The following is a 22,405-nucleotide window of genomic DNA, read 5'->3' as shown; positions in this document are numbered from 1 at the left end:
TGAGGGCAGAATTTATTATTCTGCTCTTTCTTTTTCTTTAAAATTGACCGTTCTGCTGTTAGATTTGACCTTTTGGTTCCCAAAATTATAAGTAATGCTTACGGTTAGCTTTCTTGCATCCCAGTAATTATCAAAAGATTGTGTATTGTTTGTAAAATAAACACTTCCTCTGTAGCCGCCCTGCCTGAAAATGTCATTCACAGAAAGATTCATCTGCAATGCTTTCTCCATAAGGCTGACTTTGATTCCTGCATTTAATCCGGCACTGCTTTTTGATGTTGAATTGCCACTTTTTGAAGGAAGGGATTGCCAGTAATTCAGGAAAAAGTAGAGGGTTTTTGTTTTATTTAATCTAAAGGTATTGTTTGCAGAATAATAAATTGACTGCCCATTTTTGGGACTTGCATTAAAGTTGGTAATTTGAGTTTCGCTATAGCTGAATGAGGTCGAAATATTGCTTTCCCAGATCTTGAAAAAAGTGTCCGTATAAGTAAGATTAAGCCCATAATTATCCTGATCATAATAGTTTTGGTAGGTGCTGTTCAGGTAAATTCCATCCAGGAAAGTAATCTGGTCAAAATTGTCTGTACTTCTCTGATAATATAGGTTGGCAGAAAATTTATTTTTAAAAATATAATTAAGTTCCAGATTATGATTAAATGAAGGTTGAAGGCTCGGATTTCCGGCATAATAACTAAGTGGATTAGAATACCATCTGAAAGGATCAAGAGCACGGAAATTTGGACGGTTAATTCTTCGGGAATAATTCATGCTGAATTGGTTATTTTTATTGGCTTTATAGGAAATATAAGCTGTGGGAAAAAGTTTTCCGTAATTGTTTTCAGACTGAGATTGGGTGGTCGCAGAAAATCCCGTTGTCTGCGCATACTCGTAACGTAAACCGAATTTTGCAGACCACTTCTCTCCGAAATCTTTACTTGCACTGATATAGGCGGCATAATTTTTTTCATCATAATCAAAAAGATTACTCCTTTTCGGATCAATGATATAATCGCTGTTAACCAGATTAAAATACCCAATATCCGATCTATTGGAAAACTGACTGTATTTAACACCTGTTTCTAACTGTAAGCCTTTTAAATTTAATGTTAAATCTGCCTGCCCTGAATAAATTGTGTAATCTACCGATGAAAGATTTCTTACAATTTGAGTAGAATGATCAGCAAGATCTGTGGTTATAAAATTGACATTTGTATCGGGCGAGTTTCCATAATAATTAGCCCCCAGACTTAATTTGTGTTCACCAAACTTCTGATCAAAATAGAGATTTAGCATTTGCGAATCAGAGGTAGAACGGTGTTTGGATTCTGTGGCTGTTTTTAGTGTAGAAACATCATCAGTAAAGTAATTTTGAAAAGAATGGATATCCATATTAGAATGAGTTCTTGCCATATCATAGATCAGTCCGATAACAGACTTGTCGCTCAATGAATAGTCAAGGCTTACATTGATACCTAACCCATCATTCATATCACGTCTTTGGTCTCTGCTTACAGAGGATTGATTGCTGATAACGGTATAATTCTCGATGGATTGTTTTTCTTCATCATATCCCCGGAACTTTAAAGAAGCTTTTACTTTTTCATTCTGATAATTCAGACCTGCAGTTCCGCCAAAACCTGCAAAAGTTACCTGTTTATAATAATTATTCAGATAACCACTCCATCCGGTATTCTGATTCTTTTTTAAAACAATATTAATGATTCCGCTGTTACCCTGTGCTTCATACTTGGCGGGAGGTGTTGTGATCACTTCAATTTTAGCAATATTTTCAGAACGTAAATTTTTCAGATAGTTCATCAGCTCCGATCCGGAAAGATTTAGCATACGGTCATTCACCATGACAGAAACCCCGCTTTTCCCTGCAATAGACAGAAGACCTTTATCTTCTTCTACTTTTAACATAGGTGTATTGCTTAAAATTTCTGTTCCTGAGCTTCCCTGGGAAACCATAGAATTTTGAACATTATAAACAAGACGGTCAACCTTGCGTTCTATAATTTTTTTATTGCCTTCCAATGATACGGCTTCAATTGTTTTTACTTTTGCTGTATCATTTACGGACTGTGCAGATAATAATGTACAGGATAAGGTGAAGATAAGTATAGGTATTCTTTTCATGTTTATTTTATAATAATTGCTAATAACTTTGTGTTACGTTATAGAGCAAAATTATAGGATAGAAGATCCTCTGGAAATAGAGACTAGATGAATGCTTCATTTTAACGGACCAAACCGGTTTCATCGGGAATTTTTGGTGTTTTGTCGAGAAAGTACCTTATAGTATCCAGTAGAGAATTATATTTGAAAATGAAAAAGCAACAAATTATCTGGCTTCAGGTCCTCTACTGGGCTTTCAACTTTGTAGGCAATGTCATTATGCCGAATTTTTTTTTCCCAGAGCGCAGAGGCTTTGAGTGGAATGTCCTGAATATTACTTATTTTATTACAGAGATTTTAACCTTTTATATTTTATACCTCATCATCATTCCCAAAGTATTTAAGCTGGAGAAGCTTTATTCTGCAGTTTTTGTTTTTCTGCTGGCTATTTTATGTTTTGGATTTGTACGTTATGGGATCGAGGAAATTATTCTTCCACTTACTCTCGGGTTCCGGAATTATAATAAGGATGCGGAACTTTTATTTTATTTAGCAGATAATATATATAATGCCTCTCTAACAGTGTTTATTGGGGGAATCTTATGGATATTAGAAAAATATGGGGTAGCTGAAAATGACAAGAAACAATTAATGATTGAGAAAAAGCAGGCAGAGCTTCAGGCGCTGAAAACGCAGATCAATCCACATTTTATTTTTAATTCTTTGAATAATATCTATTCATTGGTCTATCAAAATTCTGAAAAGGCGTTGCCAGCCATTGAAGAATTAAGCCGATTGTTGAGGTATAGTACAAAAGATTTGGAAAAAGATGTGATCTCTTTGGATAAAGAGATGGGATATATTGATAGTTTAATTGCTTTGGAGAAGCTTAGAATCAAGGAACCTGAATTATTGGTTATGACAAAAGAGATTACTCATCCGGAGCTTAATATTTCACCAATGTTGTTGGTCCCATTTGTTGAGAATGCTTTTAAACACGGCGATTTTCGAGGGAAAGGTTTTGAAATAAAGGTTTCTGATAATGAACAGGTATTACATTTTTATCTTTTAAACTTTAAAAAACAAAAAATGACAGACTCCGGTTCAGGAATTGGCATTCAGAATGTGAAAAAAAGATTAGAGATTTTATATCCTCATAAGCATCAACTCATCATCAATGATTCAGAAACAGAATTTGTTGTAGATTTAAAAATTGATTTACGGCATGAAAAAAATTAAATGTATTATTGTAGATGACGAACCGCTGGCTGTCTCTCTTTTGGAAAAGTATGTTGAAAAAATACCTTTCTTTGAACTTGTTTTTTCTACTGAAAATCCCATTTTAGCCCTGGAATATATACAGACCCATGATGCACATCTGATCTTTCTGGACATTCAGATGCCTGAACTCACAGGAATCAACTTTATGAAGATTGTTGGAGAAAAGAAGAAATATATTCTGACGACAGCCTATTCCGAGTATGCTTTAGAAGGGTACGAACACAATATCATAGATTATCTTTTAAAGCCTGTTTCCTTTGAAAGATTTTATAAATGTGCGTTGAAGGCCCAGGAACGCTTTTCTTTTCACGAAGAGATGGAATCTCATTTTTTTGTAAAATCATCAGGGCAGCAACACCGCATTAATTTCAATGATATCCACTATATTGAAAGCATTAAAGATTATGTGAATATTCGCACTGCGGATGAAGAGTATATCGTACTGGATACTCTGAAATCAATGGAAAACCAGCTTTCTGAAAAGTTTATCAGGATTCATAAATCTTTTATTATTAATGTGGACAAAATTAAAAGCATTGGTCCTAAAAAGGTAATACTGCCATTGCATGAAATTCCAATCGGAGAAAACTACAGAATAAATCTTTTGAATACACGAAAATAAAAGCGGCTTCCGAGGAAGCCGCTTTTCTATGATTAATTAAATCTAACAATTAATTTTCCTGTTTCTTAATCAGGTTAAGAGCAGAACCTGCCTTAAACCAGTCGATCTGCTGATCGTTGTACGTATGGTTAGCCATGATGATATCTTTAGTTCCGTCCGTATGAATGAATTCTAAAGTCAACTGCTTTCCTGGAGCGAATTGATCAAGATCTAAGAAATTAACCACATCGTCTTCCTGAATTTTGTCATAATCAGCTTCATTAGCGAAAGTGATTCCAAGCATCCCTTGCTTTTTAAGGTTTGTTTCATGGATTCTCGCAAATGATTTTACCAATACAGCTTTTACCCCAAGATGTCTAGGCTCCATTGCTGCATGCTCTCTTGAAGAACCTTCACCGTAGTTCTGGTCACCAACAACGATGGTAGGAATTCCTGCAGCTTTATAAGCTCTTTGTACAGCCGGAACTTCACCATATTCACCCGTTAATTCATTTTTAACACGGTTGGTTTCCATGTTATAGGCATTTACAGCTCCAATCAGCATGTTGTTTGAAATATTGTCGAGGTGGCCTCTGTATTTCAACCATGGTCCAGCCATAGAAATATGGTCAGTAGTACATTTTCCGAAAGCTTTGATCAATACTCTGGCGGCTTCAATGTTTTTACCGTCCCAAGCCGGGAATTCTTCCAGTAACTGAAGTCTGTCCGAAGTAGGGCTTACCTTCACGACAACAGAAGAACCGTCTTCAGATGGTGCCTGGTATCCGTTATCATCAACAGCAAATCCTCTGGATGGTAATTCAGAACCCTTAGGCTCATCAAGTTTTACCTGCTCACCGTTTTCGGCAGTTAAAGTATCTGTAATTGGATTGAAATCTAATCTTCCTGAAATTGCTACTGCAGCTACCATTTCCGGAGACGCTACGAATGCATGCGTATTCGGGTTACCGTCAGCTCTTTTGGCAAAGTTTCTGTTGAACGAGTGAATAATAGAATTTTTCTCTCCTTTATCAGCTCCTTCTCTGTCCCATTGCCCGATACAAGGTCCACAGGCATTGGTGAAAATTCTTGCGTTTTCAAATTTTCTGAAAGAATCCAGGAAACCGTCTCTTTCTGCTGTGAATTTTACCTGCTCAGAACCAGGATTAATCCCCAGGATCGCTTTAGGTTTAACTCCTTTTGCTACAGCATCTTCCACAATGGAAGCTGCTCTCGAAAGATCTTCATAAGAAGAGTTGGTACAAGAGCCAATAAGAGCCCATTCCACTTCTATCGGCCATCCGTTAGCTTCAGCTTTAGCTCTGAATTCCGCTACAGGAGTCGCCAAATCCGGAGTGAAAGGTCCGTTTAAGTGTGGAGTAAGCTCAGAAAGGTTAATTTCGATTACCTGATCAAAATACTGCTCAGGGTTGGCGTATACTTCAGCATCACCGGTTAAGTGTTCCGCTATTTTATCAGCTGCATCTACCACATCCTGTCTTCCTGTTGCCGCAAGATATCTTCTCATAGAATCATCGTATCCAAAAGTAGAGGTTGTTGCTCCTACTTCAGCACCCATGTTACAGATTGTTCCTTTACCAGTTGCTGAAAGAGATTGTGCCCCTTCTCCGAAATATTCCACGATGCATCCTGTTCCACCTTTTACGGTAAGAATTCCTGCTACTTTCAGGATAACGTCTTTTGCAGAAGTCCATCCGCTCATTTTACCGGTTAATTTTACCCCGATAAGTTTTGGCATTTTAAGCTCCCACGCCATTCCGGCCATTACGTCTACTGCATCAGCACCTCCAACACCGATAGCCACCATTCCTAAACCTCCTGCATTTACGGTGTGAGAATCTGTACCAATCATCATTCCTCCGGGGAATGCGTAGTTCTCCAGTACAACCTGGTGAATAATACCGGCTCCCGGCTTCCAGAAACCAATTCCGTATTTGTCACATACAGAGCTCAGGAAGTTGAAAACTTCAGAGTTTTTGTTGATTCCTTCCTGTAAATCTGATTCAGCACCTACTCTTGCCTGGATCAGGTGATCGGCATGAGCCGTTGAAGGAACAGCTACTTTAGCTTTCCCTGCCTGCATAAACTGTAAAAGCGCCATCTGCGCAGTTGCATCCTGCATGGCCACTCTGTCCGGTGCAAAATCTACATAAGAGTTTCCTCTCTCATGTGCTGATGTAGCATTACCTTCCCAAAGATGGGTGTAAAGGATTTTTTCTGAAAGTGTAAGAGGTTTTCCCACGATTTGTCTTGCCGCAGCAATTCTCTCCGGGTAGCGTTCGTACACTTTTTTGATCATATCAATATCAAAAGTCATATCTTAATTTAATTTTTCTTCTTTAAATAAGCTTTTCCGTCAATAATTTTATTTTAAAACGGAAAAATATCATTGTTACTTAATTCATCAAATTCTATTCCTTCAATTCATAAAAAGGATAATTATGATAAATAATCAGAATGTTATATTTCTATCAAGTTAAGAAAAAATTGGAATTTCTTTCTATATTTTTATTTTAAATAATTCTGAAGCAGTCTTAAATAGAAAGGTTCTAAACAAAAATTGAAAGATTTAAGTCCTAAAGGACTAAATCTTTCAATTATATAATTTTAAAACAGTCCTACGACCTAACGTTAAGCTATACTATGACCAACCTGGACCAACTCTTTAATAGGTGGAGCAAATTTAGTCAGGTCAATACCTTCAACGGCAGCTTTATATTCATCAATATTAGGAATTCTTCCAATGATAGCAGAAAGAACAACCACCGGAGTTGAAGCCAATAAAGATTCTCCTTTTTTACGTTCTGAATCTTCAACTACTCTTCCCTGGAAAAGACGGGTAGAAGTTGCCAGTACCGTATCTCCTTTAGCCGCTTTTTCCTGGTTCCCCATACAAAGGTTACAGCCTGGACGCTCAAGATACATCATGTTTTTGTATTCAACACGTGCTTCGCCTTTAGGAGCATTATCATCAAATTCAAACCCTGAATACTTTTCTAAAAATTCCCAGTCTCCTTCTGCTTTTAATTCATCAATAATGTTATACGTTGGAGCGGCTACAACAAGCGGAGCGTTAAACTCAACTTTACCTTGTTGTTTTTCAATATTTCTAAGCATTTGAGAAACAATTTTCAAATCGCCTTTGTGAACCATACAAGATCCAACAAATCCAAGATCCACTTTTTTCTCGCCTCCGTAATAAGAAAGGTCTCTGATGGTATCATGAGTATATCTCTTAGAAACATCTTCGTTGTTTACATCCGGGTCAGCAATCATCGGTTCAACGATGGCATCAAGATCAACAACAACTTCAGCATAATATTTAGCATTCGCATCCGGTGTCAGAGCTGGTTTCTCACCAGATCTGATTTCAGCGATTCTCTTATCAGCCTTATTAATTAATCCCTGAAGGACATGGTTATGATTGTCCATACCCTTATCAATCATGATCTGGATTCTGCCTTTTGCAATTTCCAATGACTCGATCAGGGTTTCGTTCTCAGAAATATTGATGGAAGCTTTTGCCTTCATCTCCGCAGTCCAGTCTGTAAAGGTAAATGCCTGGTCAGCAGGAAGTGTTCCGATGTGAACCTCAATGATTCTACCCTGGAATACGTTTTCTCCTCCAAACTGCTTAAGCATTTGAGCCTGAGTAGCATGAACAACATCACGGAAATCCATGTGCTCTTTCATGTTTCCTTTGAAAGTTACTTTTACGGATTCAGGGATTGGCATAGATGCTTCACCTGTAGCCAGTGCAAGGGCAACTGTTCCTGAGTCTGCTCCAAAAGCAACCCCTTTAGACATTCTTGTGTGGGAGTCACCACCAATAATGATTGCCCATTCATCTATCGTTATATCATTAAGAACTTTATGAATAACGTCTGTCATAGCGTGGTATTCACCTTTCGGGTCACGGGCTGTGATCAAACCGAATTCGTTCATGAATTTCATTAGTTTCGGAATGTTGGCCTGCGCTTTTTTATCCCAAACAGAAGCAGTGTGACATCCGGATTGATAAGCACCGTCAACAATTGGAGAAATCACGGTAGCTGCCATTGATTCAAGTTCCTGGGCGGTCATCAACCCTGTTGTATCTTGAGAACCAACGATATTTACCTGTACACGAACATCTGAACCGGCATGCAAAACTTTTCCCGGAGTTGTTCCGACTGCGTTTCTGTTGAAGATTTTTTCAACTGCAGTCAAACCTTGTCCTTCGTGGGAAATTTCTTTTGACGGAGCAAAAACAAGAGGAGTTTCTATTCCTAAAAGTTTTGCAGCAAATGTCTGCAGCTTTTTACCGAATACAATTGCATATGATCCGCCAGCCTTGATGAATTCCATTTTTTGTGGAGTGAATGCCTTAGCAATATCAATCAGCTCCTGGTCACCGTTATAAAGTTTTTTTGTTTTTGTATTGATGGTAAGAACTGTTCCTGTAGCAACGGAGTACGCTTCTTCAAGAATCGGGTCCCCGGCTTCGTTACGGATTGGCTCTCCATTTTCGTCCAGTTTTTTTACCCAGTTTTTAAGGTCAAGGCCAATACCACCGGTAACGTCAACCGTAGTAAGGAAAATCGGAGAAATACCGTTTGTTCCTCCAACGATTGGAGCAATATTCACGAATGGGATGTACGGGCTTGCTTGCTTACCTGTCCATAAAGCTACGTTGTTCACTCCGGACATTCTGGATGAACCTACACCCATGGTTCCTTTTTCTGCGATAAGCATTACACTTTTATCAGGATGCTGTGCCTGCAAAGCTTTAATTTCTTCCTGCGCCTGAGGAGTGATCATACATTTACCATGAAGTTCACGGTCTGATCTTGAGTGCGCCTGATTCCCCGGAGAAAGTAAATCTGTCGAGATATCACCTTCACCTGCGATAAAAGTCACTACTTTTATTTCTTCAGCAACTTCCGGAAGTTTAGTGAAGAACTCTGCTTGTGCATAGCTTTCAATAATTTCTTTGGCTATTTCGTTACCGCTATTGAATGCTTCCTTCAGACGGTTGGTATCTGCCTCATAAAGGAAAACCTGTGTCTTAAGAACGTTTGCTGCTTCCTTGGCAATAGAGATATCATTACCTAAAGCCAGATCAAGCAGTACCTCAATAGAAGGTCCTCCCTTCATGTGAGATAATAATTCAAAAGCAAAGGCTGGAAATATTTCTTCTACTACGGATTCTCCCAGAATAATCTCTTTTAAAAACTTAGCTTTTACGCCTGCAGCACTTGTTGTTCCTGGTAAGGTGTTGTAAATGAAAAATTTAAGAGAATCTGATCGATATTCGTTACCCGGATCTTTAATTTGTTCAATGATTTCGCTTAGTAATCCGGCACCGTCAATTGGCTTTGGATTGAGTCCCTGGTTTTTTCTTTCTTCAATCTCTTGGATGTAATCCTGATACATATTCATAATAATAGAAGTCTTTTAAATTTTAAAAGTAGATGTAAGGCAGTTGTCAGTACTAAAGTTGCTGCAAAAAAACAAGTATAGTCATCAACAACATAATCTACCCCTTTAAAAATGTGAAATAATGTTCCGTTTCAAAGTGGGATATATTTGACCTTTAATAGAATGTAAGTAATTTACCTGCGATTTGTCTTGCTGAAAAACTCTCTTTGGGTAAGATTTATACACTTTTTTGACAGCATTCCTATCAAAATTATATCTCCAAAACGTTTTTAGATTATCAAACACTTAAAAAGTGCTTCCAAATTTACGAATTTTTTAGTATTTTATCAGAATGAAATTATTTAGATTCTTTATAAATATGAATTTGATAATTTCTATTTTTGGCCGTAATTTTGCAGGCAAATGATGAATATGAAAAATATCCTGAATTTTTGGTGTGTATTTATCTCGGTTTTCGTTTTTTCACAGACGAAATCCGTGAAGAAGCTACCGATTAAAAATGTAACTAAAACTGTAGTGAAAAAGGGATCTGCAGTGGCTAAGCCAAACCCGGATCTGGTGATCATCAGTCCGGATCTTCCGGTTTTGATCCCTAAAAAAGAAGATGGGAAATTTGGTTACGTTAATCAGAACGGAAAATTTATTATCAAACCTGAATACCATATTGCCGTCTTTTTTTATGAAGATTGTAATCTTTTGAACTCTCCCAACGAAAAAATAAGAAAATTCGGAACTAAAGAATATGCTACTGTAGAAAAGGATATGATTTCTTACCGGGTGAATAAGGCGGGGAAAAGAGTCTATCAGTTCAAAGATTCGGATCTCGGAAAATGTAAGTTGGAGGATTATAAGCAGCAGCTTTATCAGGCCTACGTTTTAAACGGATTTTACGGTATCATTGAAAAGTCCAGATTCGTGAATGCAGCAGATTACAGGGATTACCAGATCTATCCCCAGTATCAGTATTTATACATTCTGGAAGGTGATGATACCGCAGATCCAATGATTGTGGCTTCCCACAACGACAGGTTTGGGGTAATTGATGTTAATAATAAAGTGATTGTTCCTTTTGAATATTCCAATATAAAAAGGAATTTCAGCTGGAAAATGGGGAAAATGTTTGACGTGACGAAAGACGGAAAGAACTATTATTATATCGATGCCAGAAATAAAACTTATTAATCTTTGTATAAGAATATCTCTTTCAGATTAAATTGAGAATGCAGATCTTATCATTCACAGAGTATCGGAAGATCCTATCTCACTTTTTTTTTGTAATTTCGCGGTTGAAATAAAGGGGTGCTTTAATAAGCTGAGATTATACCCAATGAACCTGGAACAGATAATGCTGTTTAGGGAATTTTGAAAATGTACCACTGGAACAGTATAACAATATACCAATCATTGCTAGACTGTTAAATTAGTAAATTGCTACATTATTTAATCCGCCCCTTTTATTCATTAAATTTTTAAAATTTATAGAATGAAAGGATTATTTTTTTTAGGGCTTACGGTAGGCTCTGCAGCCTTTATCCAGGCGCAAAATAAGGATTCACTGAAGGTCAGGGAAATTGAAGCTGTCAACTTTACCAAAAGACTTCCTGTTGCCAAAGAAATCATCAACGTACAGAAAGATGTAGACAGCAGGAATCTGGGTCAGGATCTTCCAATTCTTTTAAAAAATCAAACGTCTGTTATCTCAACCTCTGATGCCGGAAACGGAATTGGGTACACGGGATTCAGAATTCGTGGAGTAGAAGGAAAAGGAATTAATGTGATGATGAACGGCGTTCCCTATAACGATTCTGAAAGCCAGGGAACATTTTTCGTCAATGTTCCGGATCTTACCAGTTCTGCCTCCCAGATTGTGATTCAGAGAGGGGTGGGGACTTCCAATAATGGGGTTTCTGCGTTTGGTGCGAGTATCAATGTGATCTCCAAAGAACCGGATGAGAAGATGTATTTCAAAACCGATGACAGCTACGGCTCATTTAATACCTATAAATATTCAGCGGAAGCAGGTTCCGGGAAATTCTGGAACAACAGGCTTTCGGTGATGGGAAGGTATACGCGTATCCAATCTGACGGGTATATTGACAGAGCTTCTTCAAAACTGGATTCTTACAATTTCACTGCATTATTTGAAGAAGGGAAAACAAGGCTTCGTCTGATGGCTTTCGGAGGAAAAGAAAAAACTTATCAGGCATGGAACGGAATTGACCGGCCAACCTGGGAAACCAATCCTAAATTCAATTATTCAGGACAATACACAGATCTGTTGACCGGAGAAGAGAAATTCTATGATAACGAGACGGATAATTACAGACAGAATCATTTCCAACTTTTATGGGAGCAAAAATTCAATGATAACTGGAATTTGGAAACCACGCTTCATTATACGAAAGGAAAAGGCTACTATGAAAACTATAAAAGAGTTGATGAAACAGATGTAGAGGCTACACATTATTCCAATTATAATTTGCCGGTACCGGTTGTAAATGGCTCTCCGGTAGAAATAACCGATTTTATCAGAAAAAAATGGCTGGATAATGATTTTTACGGGGCTGTTTCTACACTTTACGGAAAGCTGGATAATATAGATCTTAATTTCGGTGTGGTCGCGAACCAATACTATGGAAGACATTTTGGAAATGTTACCGGGGTTTATTTTCCACAGATCAATGAGTATGAATATTACAGAAACCGTTCGGTGAAAACTGAGCTGGCAGGGTTTGCAAAAGCTTTATGGAGAACCGGGGATCACTTTGAATTTTTCGGAGATCTTCAGATCAGAAATATTGATTATGATACCAAGATCCTGAATGCCGGAGATGGAGAAGGTGGAAATCTTGATAAGAGCTGGCTTTTCTTTAATCCAAAAGCGGGAGTGAATTATAAAATCGGGAATGGGAAAGTTTTCCTTTCATACGCACATGCCCACCGTGAGCCGAACAGGGATGACCTGATGAGTGATAATGAAGTAAAAGCCGAAAAACTCCATGATTTTGAAGCCGGTATTGAAAAACAGTTTGGAATCTTATCTCTAACGGCTAATTTATACTATATGTACTATGTTAATCAGTTAGTACTGAACGGGCAGTTAAATAATGTAGGAGCATTCATCAGAACAAACTCCGGAAAAAGCTACAGAAGAGGAATTGAAATCGGAGCGTTGGCGAAACTTTCCAAGCAATGGGAAGTGAATGGGAATATCAGTCTCAGCCAGAACAGAAACCTTGACTTTAAGATTAAAAATAATGGAGCACTTCAGAATCTGGGTGATACCAATATTTCATTTTCGCCTAATGTCATTGCCAATCTTGGCCTAAAGTTCAATCCTTCCAAGAGTTTTCTGTTTGCTTTAACGAATCAATATGTCGGAAAACAATATCTGGATAATACCGGGGATAAAAACCTCGAGCTGAAAGATTATTTCCTGACCGATTTCAATGCGCAGTACCAGTTTACCATAGCCCATAATGATATTGCTTTAAAATTACTGGTGAATAATCTCTTTAATAAAAAATATGTAAACAACGGAGCGGTTTATGGTGGAGATCCATACTATTTTTCACAGGCAGGAACTAATTTTATGTTCGGGATCAGCTGGAAAATTCAATAATACGGATGATAATTTGCCAAACAGGGTTTAATACATTCAATTTTATACCTATTTATCAAAAGACTGTTCAGGCAGTCTTTTTTTATATCCTACAAATCTCTTCAAAAAGTCACGAAAAAATTATAAATTTGCTGCCAAATGAATATTTCAGCTTACATTTTAGAATATCTGAAACAATTTGGAACTGTGACGGTTCCGGGATTCGGTGCGTTTTCGCTTAAAAACTCCAAGGCAATTATTAATTCTGAGAACGGAAGCATTCTTCCGCCTGCAAGCGAGATCGTTTTTGCAGTGGATTATGAAATACAGTCTGACGAGCTGGCTGCCTTTATAGCCGGAGAAAAGCAAATGTCTTTAGAGGCTTCCAGAAGTGACTTGAAAATCCAGACTGATTTTTGGAAGAAAAAACTTCAGGCAGATCAGTTTCTGGAAATTCAGAACCTCGGAGCTATCCATATTGAAGATGATAAGACGCATTTCAAGGGAAAAAGAATAGAAGCGGGGCATCCGGACTTTTATGGGCTTGAAGAGATCAGGCTCTCGGATATCAACAATGGTGAAAAAATAAGCACTAAAGAAAAGAGAGAGAAAGATTATACATTCAAAAAATCTATTCTTTGGATTTTTCTGCTTGTCATTCCTGTTTTAGGAATTCTGTATCTGGCATTTACCCAAAGAGAACTTCTTTTCGGAAAAAAATCTTTTGATAAAGTTTCTGTCCAGACTTCTACACACAGAATTGTAAAAGACACCGTAAAAGTAATGGTACAAAGTCCGGAAACGACTGTTTCAGATTCCCTGAAAAAAGATTCATTAGCAAAACCAGCCGGAAAAGGCATAAAACCCGCTTCGGCAGCTCAAAACAACACTAAGACTCAATGGCAAAAGTAAAAAAAGCGTCAGAATCTCTGACGATCATGACCAATATTGTTCTTCCGAACGAAACCAACTCTTTAAGAAACCTTTTCGGAGGTGAACTTCTTGCAAAAATGGACCGTTGTGCTTCTATTTCTGCAGCAAGACACTGCGAGAGAAGAGTGGTAACAGCTTCTGTAAATCACGTTTCTTTCAATCATCCTATCCCTGAAGGTGGGGTAGTGGTTCTGGAATCTAAAGTTTCAAGAGCTTTCTCTACTTCAATGGAGGTGTATGTGGATGTTTGGTTGGATGATCCGATCAATCAGAAGAAAGTTCATACCAATGAAGGAATTTATACTTTCGTTGCAGTAGATGAATTCAACCGTCCTATTCCTATCCCGGACATGATTCCCGAAACGGAAGAAGAAAAACTGAGACATGCTGCTGCTTTCAGAAGAAAAGAACTGTCATTAATCCTTTCCGGAAGAATGAAACCCCTGGAATCGGTGGAACTTAAAAAATTATTCCAGGAACCGGAAGAAACAAAAGAATCCAAGAAAGATAAAAAATAAAAAATTAAACACAAATAACACGAATGGATGGCACGAATTTTCACAAATGGTTTGTGCCTAATCAAATGAAAAAAAATAATAAAGATGGATATTTCAGAAAATGATATATCAAAAATTGTTTATGAAGCAGGGTATATAGTCCATAAGTCATTAGGACCGGGACTTTTGGAAAGTGCTTATGAAGAATGTTTGTTTTATGAATTAAATAAATTTGATATTCTTGTAGAGAGGCAAAAACCGATGCCATTAGTTTATGATGAGGTTAAAATGGATATTGGTTATAGGCTTGACTTTTTAATTGAAAAAAAATTTGTGCTGGAAATAAAATCCATAGAATCATTACAAGATATTCATTTAGCACAAATACTTACATACCTTCGCCTAAGTAATTGTAAACTTGGAATGTTAATTAACTTTAATACACTTCAGTTTAAAAATGGAGTTAAAAGAGTGATTAACGGCACTTTATAATTGTGTTATTTGTGAAATAAATTAGTGCCATTTGTGTTTAAACTATGAAAATACTTCTTTTAGATAAAAACCATCCTCTCATCACAGAACAGCTTTTAGCTAAGAATTTTGTATTAGAAGAAGATTTCACATCTTCCTATGATGAGGTTTGTCATAAAATTGATAACTATGACGGAGTTATCATCAGAAGCAGAATTCCTCTGGATAAAAACTTTCTGGAAAAAGGGAAAAGCCTGAAGTTTATTGCCAGAGTAGGAGCGGGAATGGAAAATATTGATATTCCAGTTGCAGAAAAACTGGGAATTCAGTTGATCAATTCTCCGGAAGGGAACAGAGATTCGGTAGCAGAACATGTTGTAGGGATGCTGTTGATTTTAATGAACCGTCTTTTTATCGCTTCCCAGGAAGTGAAAAACGGAATCTGGCTTCGTGAAGAAAATAGGGGAGATGAGCTTCTCGGAAAAACGGTAGGGCTTATAGGATATGGAAACATGGGGAAAGCTACAGCAAAAAGATTCTCAGGATTTGGCTGTAAGGTTATTTTTCATGATATCCTTCCCGGGCTTTCTGATGAATATGCTACACAAGTCAGTTTAGAAGAATTAAAACAATCTGCAGATATTCTGAGCCTGCATATTCCGCTGACTTCTGAAACTCACTATCTTATTGATGAAAAGTTTATTTTAGAAATGAGAAAAGATTTTTATTTCATCAATACAGCCAGAGGAAAAAACGTAGAAACTAAATATTTAGTTGAATCTTTAAAATCAGGGAAAGTAAAAGGTGCCTGTCTTGATGTTCTTGAATATGAAAAGGCATCTTTTGAAAATCTGGAAACAGAAAATGAAGATCTTAAATACCTTCTGGAATCTGAAAAAACAATCGTAACACCACACATCGCCGGATGGACTCACCAAAGCAAAGAAAAGCTGGCACAGGTGATCGTGGACAAGATAATTGCTTCCTACTGTTAGGAAAAATCTAAGGCAAAAGATAAAATTACTCATTGCCTGTGTCTTTATCCCTTTCGCGAGTTTCATCTTTTATGTTAAATAATTCATAATATACGCTCCGAACTGAGAATTTATTTTGAGTTTTATTAAATTGCTGCTCATTTTTTGATACTCATGACGAAGCGTAATTTTTTACTTATTGTAGCTGTTTTTTTATCCTTTATTTCCTGTAAAAAAAATTCTGAATCCAAGCAGACTTCAGCTGAAAACACGACTAATCTTCCAAACTACGGAAATGTAGATCTGGGCAATGTTTTTACCAAAGAAGACAATCAGCTTGGAGATAAAGGAATACTCACAGGGTACATCGACCAGTATTATAAAAAGATCTGGGAAGGTGGAGATCTGAGCGGAGGGATACTCGTCGCAAAAGGAGATGATATTCTGTATGAAAACTACAGAGGTTTCGGCAGAGAAGGAAACCAGATGCCGATTGATAAAAATACACCACTGCATGTAGCTTCTGTCTCAAAGACGTTGACGGCTATGGCCATGCTGAAATTGGTGGAAGCTGGAAAAATAAAACTGACCGACCATCTTACCCAATATTTTCCGGGGTTTCCTTATCCGAATGTCACTGTACAGACATTGCTGGATCAGAGAAGCGGTCTTCCGAAATACGAATATTTTATTGCCAAAATACAGCCGGCTCCGGCAGAACTTTCAAAATCTTTTATTACCAACCAGGATGTTCTGAATATGATCATCAAATACAAACCAGATCTGGCAAGGGATACGGATACAGGTTTTATGTACTGCAACACGAACTTTGCGATGCTGGCTTTACTGATAGAGAAGATCACCAAAACTCCGTTTCCGCAGGCCATGAAAGAAATGGTATTTCAGCCTTTGAAAATGGAACATACTTATATTTTTCAGGAGAAAGATATTCCTACAGCCGCACAGTCTTTTTATTACGGCGGAAACAGACTGTATCCTTTAGACAGGCTTGACCTTATCTATGGGGATAAAAATGTGTATACAACGCCGAGGGACCTTTATAACTTCTCAAAAGCCATGTTTTCAAAAGACTTCTTAAAGCCTGATCTGATGCAGATGGTTTTCACACCGTATAGCAACGAGAAAGCAGGAATGAATAATTACGGACTCGGTTTCAGGATGAAGATCTTTGACAATGGCGAGAAACTTACTTATCATAACGGATGGTGGCACGGAACCAATTCCGTATTTGCCCATCTGCTGAAGTCAAAAGTGACGATCGTAGCTATTGGGAACAAATATTCAGGGAAAGTATATACAGCATTGGCTTTATCAGGATTATTTGAAGATTTTCCGGCTCAGAAAGATAAGCTGCACAGTGTAATGAACGACAATAAAGATACTTTGAATGCCGGACATGAAGTTTTTGGAGAATAATGTTTAATTTTGCTTAAACATATATGAAAAGACTTCTTCTATTATTCGTTATCTGTTTTCTTGTACACTCATGTGCAAGAGTAGGATCTCCCGTGGGAGGACCGAAAGATACCCTGGCTCCAAAGTTTTTAAGCTCAAATATTGACACTACAAGAGTTAATGTAAAAAGAGACATCCATGAGCTCAGACTGGATTTCGACGAATATATTACCTTAAAGGATATCAATAAAAACCTGATCATTTCTCCGCCTATCAAAAATATAAAGCGGATTCTTCCTTCCAACATCGCCAATAAGTTTGTGATGATCCAGTGGGAAGATACCCTCCAGGCCAATACGACTTATAACTTCAACTTTGGAAACTCAATTGCTGATAATAATGAGTCTAATATTCTTAGGTATTTCAATTTTGCTTTTTCTACAGGAGATAAGCTGGATGATCTTTATATCAGCGGTGAAATTTCGGATGCAGTAGCGCTTAAAAAGAAAGAAGGAGAAAATAAGCTTGTTGTAGGGCTTTACCAGGTGAAAGATACGATGAATTACAGACAGAAACCCTATTACATTACCAAAGTGGATGAAGATGGGTATTATGAGCTTAACTATCTTACCCCGGGAAAATATAAGATTATAGCCTTTGAGGATGAGAATAGTAATTCTATTTATGATCCCGGAAAAGAAAAAATAGGATTTCAAAAAGAAGCTGTAGATGTTGAAAAGTCTGTTTCAGGATTAAATTTAAAAATATATCCTTCCAAAAAGCCTTTGAAATATCTTGAAATGAAAGAAAGTCCCGGAGGAGTTATCATGACATTTGAAGGAAACCCTGAGAATGTGAAAGTAGCCTCTGTAAATGAAAAGCTTCAGGACATTAAAGTGACCCACCGCCCGAAATCGGATACCGTAAAAATCTGGTTTGATGCTGTAAAAAGCGATGTGGGGCAAACGGTTACTGAAAATCTTAAATTCAGCTACGATATCGGGAGCAAGCAGGATACTGTTTCCGTATTCTATAAATACAACAAGAAAAATGCAATGGATCTTGAAAATGACAGCGGAGGCCCATTATTGGCTCCGAATTCTGACTTTAATATCAGATCCGGCTATATCATCGATAAGATAAGTCCTGAAAAATGGACTCTTAAAAGTGACAGTTTAACCACTCAGGAATTTACTGCTAAAATCTCTGAAACAGATCCTTACCAGATTCAGATTCATTCAGATTTTGTGAATGGCAAAAAATATCAGCTTACGATTCCAAAGGAGACGGTATCGTCCTATTACGCTAAAAATGTACAGTCAAAACGTTTTGATTTCGAAGTAGAAAAGGTAGATCAATTCGGAAGTCTTGCATTTAATATACAGAATGCACCGGAGGCCAGTTATTGGATCCAGCTCCTGGATGCTTCGGATAAAGTTATTTATTCAAGATATACCAAAGGAAACAGCGTGAAATTTGACATCCTGAAACCTAATGAATATATCGTAAGGATACTGGTGGATAACAATGGGAATAAATTCTGGGACGAAGCGGATTTTGAAAAAGAAACTTTTGCTGAAGATTCTTATGTCTTCTACAAAAAAGCTGTTGTGCGGCCGTTATGGGAAACCAAGGAAGACTGGGACCTGAAAGATACCAGAACGCTGGATAATCCTAAAGGAAATATTCCTAAGCCTGTAGATGCTCCTGCAGAAACCCCTAAAGACACCGTACAGAAGGAATTGAATAAAGAAGTGAAGTCAGAATCCGGAAATGCAGTCTTAACACCGGTAAAATAAAGCTATGAATACATTAAAGAAAGTGTTATTCTGGGCGCTGGTAGTTTTTGCACTGATGCAGTTTATTTCTATTGATAAAGTAAATAAGCCTGTCAATACAGCAGTTAACTTCATCGATACAAAAAAGACTCCGGAAAAGATCAGGGGTTTGATAAAAGGAGCCTGTTACGATTGTCACTCCAATGAAACAGTATATCCCAAATATGCTTATGTTGCGCCTATTTCGTGGTCTGTAAAAAGCCATGTGAATGAAGGCCGGGAACATCTCAATTTTTCTGTTTGGGGTACATATAACAAGGAACTGAAGGAAAGCATGCTGAGCAAATCCATTCAGACAATCCAAAGCAAAGCGATGCCTATGCCGGGATATATCGTCTACCACAAAGAAGCTAATCTTACAGACGCTGAAAGAACATTACTAGTTCAGTATTTTGAAGATATGCTGAAATCAAAATCTTATTGATATCAAATAAAATAACTCCCACACATTGTAATCTGTGGGAGTAAATTTCTTTATAATAACTTACCGGTTATTCTTCAGATATTCTACAAAAAATCTCTGCTGAGATTCAAAAGCAATATCATCAAGGTCCAAAGCATTCAAAGGAATCCAGGTCGCTTCTGATATTTCAGAAAGCTCCAGGCTCACTTCAAACTTTTCCTGAACACGATACTCATAAAAAAGATCGATTGTATTGTAATCAATTTCTTTATATTGATAGATGTTCGGGAGGCTGGTAAGATACTTTAGTTTTGAAATATCCACATCAAGCTGAAGCTCTTCAAAAAGCTCTCTTTTGCACGTTTCCTCTGCGCTTTCCCTTGGGTCTACAAAACCTCCGGCCAGATCAAGTTTTCCCTTTTTAGGTTCCCTGTTTCTTCTGGTAAGGTAGATTTCATCAGCATATCGGATAACAACAGCTACCGCGCCGGCAACGTTATTGTAGAGGGTAAAACCGCATTCGGGACAGCTCCATTTCTTTTCGCCATCCCAATGCAGGGTTTCTTTGCCACAGCTTGGGCAGTATTTCAATAATTTCATCTGTTAACAATATTTTTTCAAAAGTCAGATGGAACTTCGTTTTATTGAGCAATATTAATATTTCTCGGGTGATAAGTTAAAATCACATCCCGAAGTTCTTCTGTTTTCAGATGAGTATAGATCTCCGTAGTGGTAATACTGGAATGTCCCAGCATTTCCTGGATATAACGAAGGTCTGCCCCATTCTGTAAAAGGTGCGTTGCAAAAGAATGTCTGAAAGTGTGTGGAGATATTTTTTTGCTTACCCCAGCTTTGTCTGTAAGTTCTTTAATGATCAGAAATACGATTACTCTGGACATGGATGTTCCACGGCTGTTAAGAAACAGCGTATCCTCATATTTTTTATTGATCTTGCTTTTCGAACGTACTTCTTTAATGTAAGTTTCCAAAAGTTCAGCAGTATAATCGGCTAGAGGAACGAAACGTGTTTTGTTGCCTTTTCCGTTTACTTTAATGTACTGTTCTTTGAAATTGATGTTCGAAATCTTAAGGTCAATAAGTTCCGAGACACGTAATCCGCATCCGTAAAGAACTTCAATGATACAATGATTTCTCTTTCCGAGGTCAGAATGCGACTCAATGGCTGCAATAATCTTATTGATGTCAGGCAGGCTTAAGGTGTCAGGAAGATACAATCCCAGTTTTGGACCTTCAAGCAGTGAGGCAGGATTATCTTCTCTGAACTCGTCCTCAAGCAGAAACTTGAAGAAAGCTTTTATCGAAGAAATCCATCTTGCTTGTGATCTTTCGCTGAACTTCTGTTTGGAAAGATTGAAGATATATTCCTGTAAGTTTTCGTAACCGATAGAGTCTGGACCGACGTTTTCCAGATCCACTTCGGCATAATCTTTTAATTTTTTGATGTCTCGAATATAGGCATCGAGAGTGTTTTCTGAAAAATTTCGTTCGAAACGAAGAAATATTTCAAAATCTTTGATCTTTTCATCCCAGGTCATTTGTGCTTATTTTTTTAGTTCACAGTCCGATATTTGTTCTATTTCAATGTTATGGTTTCTCAAGAACGCTATCCCGTCGTCGTCTGAATACTCATTAATATACACAAGTCTTGTAATTCCAGCCTGCAGAATCAGCTTACTGCATTCTTTGCATGGCGACAGCGTTAAATATAACGTAGCACCTTTTGCAGACTGAGTGGAAGCGGCCAGCTTTAAGATAGCATTGGCTTCCGCATGAAGTACATACCAGTGTGTTTTCCCTTCTCCATCTTCACAGCAGTTTTCAAATCCCGAAGGAGTTCCGTTGTAACCATCTGAAATAATCATCCTATCTTTTACGATAAGAGCTCCTACCTGTTTTCTCTTACAGTAGGATAATTTTGCCCACTCTTGGGCCATTTTTAGATAAGCTTTATCAAACTTATTCATACCGCAGCATTAGTTTTTTTCGAAATAATTTGGATTAAAAATCTTAGAAATTAGGCTTTCTTTTCTCTAAAAAAGCGGTAACTCCTTCTTTCTTGTCGTTCATTTCAAAAAGTTCTCCGAAATATTTGATTTCAGATTCAAAACCTTTATCCGTGTCAGACAAGTTTACGGCTTGGATGGCCTTTGATATAGCCATTGGTGAGTTATTGGCTATAATATTCGCTAATTCTTTTGTTTTGGTTAATAATTCTTCAATAGGGTATACTTCATTCACCAATCCGATTTCCTTTGCTTTTTGAGCAGGGATCATTTTGGCTGAGAAGATCATTTCGTTGGCAATACCTTTTCCTACCAATTTAGGAAGCCTTTGAGTCCCTCCATACCCCGGAATTAATCCCAGAGTAACTTCCGGAAGCCCCAGTCTTGCATTCTCTGATGCATATCTGATGTGGCAAGCCATAGCTAGCTCTAAACCTCCTCCCAATGCGAAACCGTTCACGGCTGCAATAACAGGCTTAGATGTATTTTCAATTTTGTTGAACAGGGTATTATGCCCGTTTCTGGCCAGTTCTTCGGCTTTTTCCTGTCCAAAATCACTGAATTCTTTTATATCGGCTCCCGCTACAAATGATTTTTCGCCGCTTCCTGTAATAATAATTACTCTACAGGATGCATCAGCGTTAAGTTCATCCATGGCTGAGCTTATCTCTTGAATCGTTTTTGCGTTTAAAGCATTTAAGCTTTGAGGTCTGTTTATGGTTACAACAGCTAATTTCCCTTCCTTTTCTAATAATATATTTTCGTAACTCATTTTTCCACTATAAAATATTATTTTTTGCAAA

The 22,405-nt window shown here is 37.5% G+C and carries 18 protein-coding genes; 11 read left to right on the top strand and 7 right to left on the bottom strand.

Features of this window, described 5'->3' with window-relative positions; all coding sequences use genetic code 11:
• Positions 1–15: 15 nt before the first annotated feature.
• Positions 16–2,142 (bottom strand): outer membrane beta-barrel family protein, encoded by a 2,127-nt coding sequence (locus LC418_RS00475; protein ID WP_223557717.1) that lies wholly within the window; start codon positions 2,140–2,142, stop codon positions 16–18.
• Positions 2,143–2,331: 189 nt separating this feature from the next.
• Here LC418_RS00475 and LC418_RS00470 point away from each other — a divergent pair, with 189 nt between their 5' ends.
• Positions 2,332–3,360, top strand: a complete 1,029-nt coding sequence (locus LC418_RS00470; protein ID WP_223557716.1) for a sensor histidine kinase — start codon at positions 2,332–2,334, stop codon at positions 3,358–3,360.
• Complete coding sequence (locus LC418_RS00465) at positions 3,347–4,024, top strand: LytR/AlgR family response regulator transcription factor (protein WP_223557715.1); 678 nt, start codon at positions 3,347–3,349, stop codon at positions 4,022–4,024. The genes LC418_RS00470 and LC418_RS00465 overlap by 14 nt, the downstream gene beginning before the upstream one ends.
• A 49-nt stretch (positions 4,025–4,073) precedes the next feature.
• On the opposite strand, the gene LC418_RS00460 is transcribed toward LC418_RS00465, so the two are convergent.
• On the bottom strand, positions 4,074–6,341 hold the full coding sequence (locus LC418_RS00460; protein WP_223557714.1) for an aconitate hydratase: 2,268 nt from the start codon (positions 6,339–6,341) through the stop codon (positions 4,074–4,076).
• A 314-nt stretch (positions 6,342–6,655) separates the two neighbouring features.
• Positions 6,656–9,445 carry a bifunctional aconitate hydratase 2/2-methylisocitrate dehydratase gene (locus tag LC418_RS00455; protein WP_223557713.1) on the bottom strand — a complete coding sequence of 930 codons (2,790 nt, stop codon included), beginning with the start codon at positions 9,443–9,445 and terminating at the stop codon, positions 6,656–6,658.
• Positions 9,446–9,856: 411 nt separating this feature from the next.
• Here LC418_RS00455 and LC418_RS00450 point away from each other — a divergent pair, with 411 nt between their 5' ends.
• From LC418_RS00450 to LC418_RS00410, 9 genes are all read left to right on the top strand, one after another.
• Entirely contained in the window at positions 9,857–10,627 is a 771-nt protein-coding gene (locus tag LC418_RS00450; RefSeq protein WP_223557712.1) for a WG repeat-containing protein, read from the top strand.
• Between the two features lie 301 nt (positions 10,628–10,928).
• Positions 10,929–13,067: a TonB-dependent receptor gene (locus LC418_RS00445; RefSeq protein WP_223557711.1), complete on the top strand. Its 2,139-nt coding sequence runs from the start codon at positions 10,929–10,931 to the stop codon at positions 13,065–13,067.
• A 138-nt stretch (positions 13,068–13,205) separates the two neighbouring features.
• Positions 13,206–13,958, top strand: coding sequence for an HU domain-containing protein (locus LC418_RS00440; RefSeq protein ID WP_223557710.1), 753 nt, complete (start codon positions 13,206–13,208; stop codon positions 13,956–13,958).
• Positions 13,946–14,497 (top strand): acyl-CoA thioesterase, encoded by a 552-nt coding sequence (locus tag LC418_RS00435; protein ID WP_048500903.1) that lies wholly within the window; start codon positions 13,946–13,948, stop codon positions 14,495–14,497. The genes LC418_RS00440 and LC418_RS00435 overlap by 13 nt, the downstream gene beginning before the upstream one ends.
• Positions 14,498–14,581: 84 nt before the next feature.
• Entirely contained in the window at positions 14,582–14,968 is a 387-nt protein-coding gene (locus LC418_RS00430; RefSeq protein ID WP_262901748.1) for a GxxExxY protein, read from the top strand.
• A 44-nt stretch (positions 14,969–15,012) separates the two neighbouring features.
• Positions 15,013–15,942 (top strand): 2-hydroxyacid dehydrogenase, encoded by a 930-nt coding sequence (locus LC418_RS00425; RefSeq protein ID WP_223557709.1) that lies wholly within the window; start codon positions 15,013–15,015, stop codon positions 15,940–15,942.
• A 153-nt stretch (positions 15,943–16,095) separates the two neighbouring features.
• Positions 16,096–17,358 carry a serine hydrolase domain-containing protein gene (locus LC418_RS00420; RefSeq protein ID WP_223557708.1) on the top strand — a complete coding sequence of 421 codons (1,263 nt, stop codon included), beginning with the start codon at positions 16,096–16,098 and terminating at the stop codon, positions 17,356–17,358.
• 23 nt (positions 17,359–17,381) lie between these two features.
• Positions 17,382–19,136, top strand: coding sequence for an Ig-like domain-containing domain (locus LC418_RS00415; RefSeq protein WP_223557707.1), 1,755 nt, complete (start codon positions 17,382–17,384; stop codon positions 19,134–19,136).
• A gap of 4 nt (positions 19,137–19,140) precedes the next feature.
• Complete coding sequence (locus LC418_RS00410) at positions 19,141–19,599, top strand: heme-binding domain-containing protein (RefSeq protein WP_223557706.1); 459 nt, start codon at positions 19,141–19,143, stop codon at positions 19,597–19,599.
• Between the two features lie 60 nt (positions 19,600–19,659).
• Here LC418_RS00410 and LC418_RS00405 read toward each other — a convergent pair whose 3' ends face one another.
• The 4 genes from LC418_RS00405 to LC418_RS00390 are packed head-to-tail and all read right to left on the bottom strand — an operon-like array spanning position 19,660 to position 22,374.
• Positions 19,660–20,178: an NUDIX hydrolase gene (locus tag LC418_RS00405; RefSeq protein WP_223557705.1), complete on the bottom strand. Its 519-nt coding sequence runs from the start codon at positions 20,176–20,178 to the stop codon at positions 19,660–19,662.
• Positions 20,179–20,219: 41 nt separating this feature from the next.
• On the bottom strand, positions 20,220–21,134 hold the full coding sequence (xerD, locus tag LC418_RS00400) for a site-specific tyrosine recombinase XerD (RefSeq protein WP_111958588.1): 915 nt from the start codon (positions 21,132–21,134) through the stop codon (positions 20,220–20,222).
• A gap of 6 nt (positions 21,135–21,140) precedes the next feature.
• Positions 21,141–21,563 (bottom strand): deoxycytidylate deaminase, encoded by a 423-nt coding sequence (locus tag LC418_RS00395; protein WP_111958590.1) that lies wholly within the window; start codon positions 21,561–21,563, stop codon positions 21,141–21,143.
• A gap of 43 nt (positions 21,564–21,606) precedes the next feature.
• Positions 21,607–22,374, bottom strand: coding sequence for an enoyl-CoA hydratase/isomerase family protein (locus LC418_RS00390; protein WP_223557704.1), 768 nt, complete (start codon positions 22,372–22,374; stop codon positions 21,607–21,609).
• Positions 22,375–22,405: the final 31 nt, after the last annotated feature.

This window comes from Chryseobacterium lathyri (assembly GCF_019970085.1).
Taxonomy (GTDB): domain Bacteria; phylum Bacteroidota; class Bacteroidia; order Flavobacteriales; family Weeksellaceae; genus Chryseobacterium; species Chryseobacterium lathyri.
This window is presented reverse-complemented; position numbering and strand designations above follow the sequence as displayed.